5 protein-coding genes are annotated in these 6024 nt (G+C 70.6%); 1 reads left to right on the plus strand and 4 read right to left on the minus strand.

The window, feature by feature from the left end; genetic code table 11:
* Positions 1-134: 134 nt before the first annotated feature.
* The gene (locus ACFVYN_RS37905; RefSeq protein ID WP_390006807.1) at positions 135-1259 is read left to right on the plus strand and encodes an XdhC family protein; all 1125 of its coding nucleotides are present in this window, start codon (positions 135-137) and stop codon (positions 1257-1259) included.
* Between the two features lie 139 nt (positions 1260-1398).
* Here the strand turns inward: ACFVYN_RS37905 and ACFVYN_RS37910 are convergent, their stop codons facing one another.
* From ACFVYN_RS37910 to ACFVYN_RS37925, 4 genes are all read right to left on the minus strand, one after another.
* Positions 1399-1743 (minus strand): hypothetical protein, encoded by a 345-nt coding sequence (locus ACFVYN_RS37910; protein WP_390006809.1) that lies wholly within the window; start codon positions 1741-1743, stop codon positions 1399-1401.
* A 67-nt stretch (positions 1744-1810) separates the two neighbouring features.
* Complete coding sequence (locus tag ACFVYN_RS37915) at positions 1811-3700, minus strand: propionyl-CoA synthetase (protein WP_390006811.1); 1890 nt, start codon at positions 3698-3700, stop codon at positions 1811-1813.
* 107 nt (positions 3701-3807) lie between these two features.
* Positions 3808-4719 (minus strand): alpha/beta hydrolase, encoded by a 912-nt coding sequence (locus ACFVYN_RS37920; protein ID WP_390006812.1) that lies wholly within the window; start codon positions 4717-4719, stop codon positions 3808-3810.
* Between the two features lie 869 nt (positions 4720-5588).
* A partial coding sequence (locus ACFVYN_RS37925) for a CGNR zinc finger domain-containing protein (RefSeq protein ID WP_390006814.1) occupies positions 5589-6024 on the minus strand: 436 nt, incomplete at its 5' end.

Raw genomic sequence — 6024 nt, forward strand, 5'->3', positions numbered from 1 at the left:
CACCCAGGCCGGCCCGGCAACACGGCCCCCGTCCGGCTGCCGGGCCATCCAGGGCCGCCGCCGCTCCCCACCCCCCGAAGGGTGCGGCGGCGGCCTGCCCCACCGCACGAAGAAGCACGCCCCGGAGGCGGTCCATGCTCAACATCGCAGACGTACTGCACCGCTGGTGCCGCGCAGCCCGTCCCTTCGCCCTGGCCACCGTCGTCGACGTCACCGGCAGTACACCGCTGCCCATCGGTACGTCGGTCGCGGTCGATGAGGACGGCAACGCGGTCGGCAGCATCTCCGGCGGCTGCGTCGAAGGCGCGGTGTACGAACTGTGCCGACAGGTGCTGCGCGACGGAGGCGCCCCCCAGCGGGCCTGGTTCGGGTACTCCGACGACGACGCCTTCGCTGTCGGGCTGACCTGCGGCGGCGAACTCGACGTCCTCGTCCAGCGGATCGACCCCATCCGCCATCCCCACCTCACGTTCGCCTTCGCCGAGGTCGCTGACGGTCGGCCGGTCGGCGTGGCGCAGGTCGTGGACGGTCCCGAAGACGTCGTCGGCGCGATGTTGAGCATCGTCGACGACCGAGTTCACGGGAACGCGGGCAGCGGACCGAGCAGCCGGGCTGTGGCAGACCAGGCCCACGCCTTGTTGCGATCGGGTCGCACCGCGCGCGTGGCGATCGGCGGCCAGGCGGACGACTGCCCGCAATCGCTGACCGTCCTCGTCCATGTCCACGCCGCCCGGCCGCGTCTGCTGATTTTCGGCGCCGTCGACTTCGCCGCCTCGCTCAGCCAGGTCGGCCACTTCCTCGGCTACCGCGTCACCGTGTGCGACGCCCGCCCGGTCTTCGCCACCGCGGTCCCGTACGCGGACGAGGTCGTCGTCGACTGGCCTCACCGGTACCTGGAACACACCGAGGTGGACGACCGCACGGCCATGTGCGTCCTCACCCACGATGCGAAGTTCGACATCCCCCTGCTGCGTCTGGCACTCGACCTGCCCGTCGGTTACGTCGGCGCGATGGGCTCACGGCGCACCCACCAGGAGCGCCTACGCCTGCTGACTGAGGCAGGCCTGACTCAGGACCGACTGATGCGGCTGCGGTCTCCCATCGGCCTGGACCTGGGCGCCCGCACCCCGGAGGAGACGGCCGTGTCCATCACGGCGGAGATCATCGCCCACACCAACCTGGGCACCGGGCTGCCCCTGTCATCCACAAGCGGCCCGATCCACCGGCCGGCCGTGAGGGAAGGAGCAGTCATGAAGTGAGCCGGGTATCCAGTGCCAACGGATCCCTTGTGCAGGCCCGCCCCCGACTCAGCTGATCGAGCACGAGCCACCGCACCCTCCCAGGAGGCACCACCCATGCATCCGCACGGCATCAGACCACGCAAACTGCTGGGGTTGATCACCGTCGGCGCCGCTTCGGCGGCGGACCTCCTGGCCGTGGACCGTCCTGGCCGCTCAACGCACCCTGCGCCGCATCGCTTCCTCCGCCGCCGGGAAGGATGCCGGTACCGACCTCGGGCTGTCCGAACAGCGCCTGCTCGCGGCCGGCGTAGCGCAGGTCGCAGGCCAGGGCCAGTTCGACAGCCGCACGACGAGATCTGTCCAGACCGGTGCCGGATCCGCACCGCAGCATCGGGAACTCGGCGGCCTGGGCACGATCAGGGTTGCCGGGGTATTCGAGAAAACGATCTTGCGGATCCGGGCTGCGGGGCTCTCCACGGTGATTGTTGCTCGGCTGCGTCATCTCGCACTCCTGGCTGGGGTTGAGGCGGTTTCGGGCCTCATCTGTGCCCAGGCTCTGGGGCAGCCGTTCACGTGGTGTGACCGGGGTGGCGGAGGACGGGGCGCAGGGTCTCGATGACGTCCGGGTCGTCGATGGTGGAGGGGATGGGTTCGTCGTGGCCGTCGGCGATGCCGCGCATGGTTTTGCGGAGGATCTTGCCGGAGCGGGTCTTGGGCAGGGCGGCGACGACGGTGACGTTCCTGAGGGAGGCGACGGCGCCGATGCGTTCGCGTACGAGCTGGACGAGTTCGGCCTCGACCTCGCCCGGTTCGCGGTCGCTGCCGGCTTTCAGGACGGCGAAGCCGCGCGGAATCTGTCCCTTGAGGGGGTCGGCGACGCCGATGACGGCGCATTCGGCGACGTCGGGGTGGGCGGCCAGGGCCTCTTCCATGCTGCCGGTGGACAGCCGGTGTCCGGCGACGTTGATGACGTCGTCGGTGCGGCCCATGACGAAGAGGTAGCCGTCGTCGTCGATGTGGCCGCTGTCGCCGGTGAGGTAGTAGCCCTCGTAGGCGGAGAGGTAGGAGGCGATGTAGCGGTCGTCGTCGTTCCAGATGGTGGGCAGTGCGCCGGGCGGCAGGGGGAGCTTGACGACGATCGCGCCGTCGGTGCCCGCGGGCACCGGCCGGCCCGCGGGGTCGAGGACGCGGACGTCCCAGCCGGGCAGCGGGCGAGTGGGGGAGCCGGGTTTGACTGGTGCGGCTTCGATGCCGGCCGGGTTGGCGACGATGGGCCAGCCGGTCTCGGTCTGCCACCAGTGGTCGATCACCGGGATGCCCAGCAGGTCGCTCGCCCAGTGATAGGTCCCCGGGTCGAGGCGTTCGCCGGCCAGGAAGAGGTAGCGCAGGTGGGAGAGGTCGTAGCCGGCGGTGAGGGTTCCCTTGGGGTCCTCCTTCCTGATCGCCCGGAAGGCGGTGGGCGCGGTGAACATGGTCTTGGCCCGGTGTTCGGCGGCGACGCGCCAGAACTGGCCCGCGTCCGGGGTGCCGACCGGCTTGCCCTCGTACAGGACCGTTGTCGCGCCGGCCAGCAGGGGTCCGTAGACGATGTAGGAGTGGCCGACGACCCAGCCGACGTCGGAGGCGGTGAACATCGTCTCGCCCGGGCCGATGTCGTAGACGGCGCCCATCGACCAGTGCAGGGCGACCGCGTAGCCGCCGCTGTCGCGGACGACGCCCTTGGGCTTTCCGGTCGTTCCGGACGTGTAGAGGATGTAGAGGGGGTCGGTGGCGGCGACGGGGACGCAGTGGGCCGCCGGTGCGGCGGCGACCAGGTCGGCCCAGTCGAGGTCGTCCGGTCCCAGCGTGGCGGGCTCCTGCGGGCGTTGCAGGATCACCTGCTTGTCGGGCTTGTGGGCGGCGAGTTCGATGGCCCGGTCGAGCAGGGGCTTGTAGGCGATGACCCGTTTGCCCTCGATGCCGCAGGAGGCGGAGACAACCACCTTGGGGGCGGCGTCGTCGATGCGCAGGGCGAGCTCGCGCGGGGCGAATCCGCCGAAGACGACCGAGTGGACCGCGCCGATCCGTGCGCAGGCCAGCATCGCGATCGCGGCCTCGGGAACCATCGGCAGGTAGATCACCACGCGGTCGCCGTGTCCCACGCCGAGCTGTGCGAGCGCTCCGGCGAACGCGGCCACCTCGTTCCTCAGCTGGAGGTAGGTGTAGGTGCGGCGGGTGCCGGTGACGGGGGAGTCGTAGATGAGCGCGGGCTGTTCGCCCCGGCCGGCCTCGACGTGCCGGTCGAGCGCGTTGAAGCAGACGTTCAGCCGTCCGTCGGGAAACCAGCGGTAGAAGGGCGCGCCCGAGGAGTCCAGGGCCTGTTGCGGAGTGACATCCCAGTCGATGCCCTCCGCCGCCTTCAGCCAGAAACGCTCCGGGTCCTCGGTACTGGAGCGGAAGACATCCTCGTACGTTCCCATCGCGCACTCCTTTGTGGCATCGAGGGACGGTGGTGGGGCCGCGTGCGGAACAGCGTCTGTCGGACACAGGTACCGTATGCGGCCCCGCCGTCAGGTGCGGCTTCTGCTCAGGAGCCGAGGTGCTTGCGCAGCCACTGGCCCATCTGTCCGATGGCCCGGTCCACCTCGGGTACGCGTCCCGAGCCCAGAACGAAGGAGTGCTGGCCTTCGGGCACCGGGTGGACCTCGGAGGTGACCTTGAAGTCCGCGAGCCGGTGTCCGAGCTGGGCGCCGTCGTCGGCGAGGGTCTCGTACTCGCCGTAGAAGACGATCGTGGGCGGCAGGCCGGTCAGGTCGGCGTTCACGAGGCTGATCTGCGGGTCGGCGAAGTCGACTGCGGGGTCCTGCAGCCAGGCTCCCCGGAAGAGCTCCAGGGTGTTCCGGCTGAGCATCTTGTCGTTGTCCTCGTTCTCGTCCACCGACGGATTCTGGATGGTGAGGTCGGTCCACGGTGAGACGCTGACGATCGCGCCGGGCGTCGCCTCGCCCTTCGCGAGCAGGCGCAGCGGCAGCATGACAGCGAGGGTGCCGCCGATCGAGTGGCCGGTGCTGCCGATGTCCCGCGGCTCGTAGCCCTGGGAGAGCAGCCAGCGGTAGGCCGTCTCGGCGTCGTCGAGCTGGGCCGGGTAGGGGTGTTCGGGTGCCAGGCGGAAGTCCACGACGAGGGAGCGGGCGCCGGCCGCCTTCGCGATGTGGCCCGCGGCCTTGCGGTCGGAGTGCATGGAGGCGGTGACCGATCCGCCGAAGTGGAAGTGGAGCAGCGCCCGGTCGGGGTCGGCGCCCTCGGGGATGGCCCACAGGGCGGGGACGCCGTCCGCGTCGACCTCGGCGTAGGTGACGCCTTCCGGCTCGCTCGACGCCTTGTGGTTCGAGTCGACGATGTCGCGGATGACAGCCAGGTCGAGGCCGGGCGTCGACGACTTCGCGCTCACGCTCGCCAGGAACTCCGCGAACTCGTGGGCCTCAGGACTTACTCCCATGGTGGTGCCCTTGTCGGGCGGGTGCGTATCGGGTTCTCCCGTGGCAGCCGGGTCGATGTGCTGGCCATGACGCTACTAGCTGAGTATGTGAAAGTAAACTCAGATGAGCCCCCCGACCCTGCGCGCGTGACTTCCGATTGCGCGCATGGGAGGTAGTCCTGCACCGTCCGCGAAGACGGCCTGTCGCGGCACCGATGACCCCACCGACGATCGGAGTCCCGAAGCGTCCCCATTCCCCACTCCGCGCTGGCTGTTGGCTCGCCATGCAGGAGGTGCGGTCAACGCCCGGTCGACGCCCGGCTGGGCATGCGCCGCCCGCTGCCGGCGACGGACGTGTTCCTCGCCGGGACCGGTGCCGCGGAACGCTTGATTGCGAGACCGCGGGATGCCGGATTGCAGCCGCGCCGGTTCGCCGGCATCGCCCCGGATCCGACGACCGCCTCGCTCGACGCGGGCCTTGCCGTGCTGCGGGAGTCCGGCCCGCCACCGCGAGGTCGGTGGATCACGACGGGGAACACCCGAATCGGGGCGCGCAAGGGTCCGTGCTCTTCCCGGTTCCGGTGCGTGAGCGCCGCACTCGGCGGCCGCTCGGGTGACGAGTCGAAGAGCGAAGCCCCGTCCGTCCTCGCACGGGTTGAGCCGACAGAAGCCGTGGGGCGCGAGTCCTTCGACCCTTGCTGACCCGGCTCGCGGGCGTCGGTCCCGCGGTCTCCGAGACGGCGGCCCCGTGCATGCTCACCGTGGCGGGCGCATCGCTGGCGGCCCCTGCGGCGAGGTGCAGGCGGTACTCGAGGCCAGTGGAAAACTCCAGAGTGTCCGGGCCCGGCCTTCCGGGTGAGGTCGCCCGAGTGAGCCGAGCATTCCTCCCGTCAGCTTTCCGTGATCCGACCGCTGTGTCGTGTACGCGCCTGATGGAGGCGGACCTTGGTGCGGTTCCCGCACCGGGTCATGGAGCACCATCGGCGGTTGCGGGCCGGGGAGCGGTCCAGGAAACGCAGAGCGCAGCGGTCGGCTTCACAGACGCGTACGCGCCGGATCTCGGCGGACAGCAGCAGGGCGACGGCATCCTGGGCGATGAGCGCCAGGGCGAGGGCGGGGTCGGCGGCGAGGGGCGCGGGGCCGGCGGGCTCCAGGCGGTCGTCGGTGATGACGAGTTGGAGGGCGGGTCCGGGGGCCGCCGCTGCCGACCGGTTGAGCAGCGTCACGTCGCCGGATGTGGGCAGTCGACCGTCGGCCGCCGCCAGTATGGCCCGGTCGATGCTCTCGCGCAGCCGTCGGGCGGACATGAGGACGACTGCCGTTGCG

It is taken from the genome of Streptomyces sp. NPDC058307 (assembly GCF_042880295.1).
In the GTDB taxonomy this organism is placed as follows: domain Bacteria; phylum Actinomycetota; class Actinomycetes; order Streptomycetales; family Streptomycetaceae; genus Streptomyces.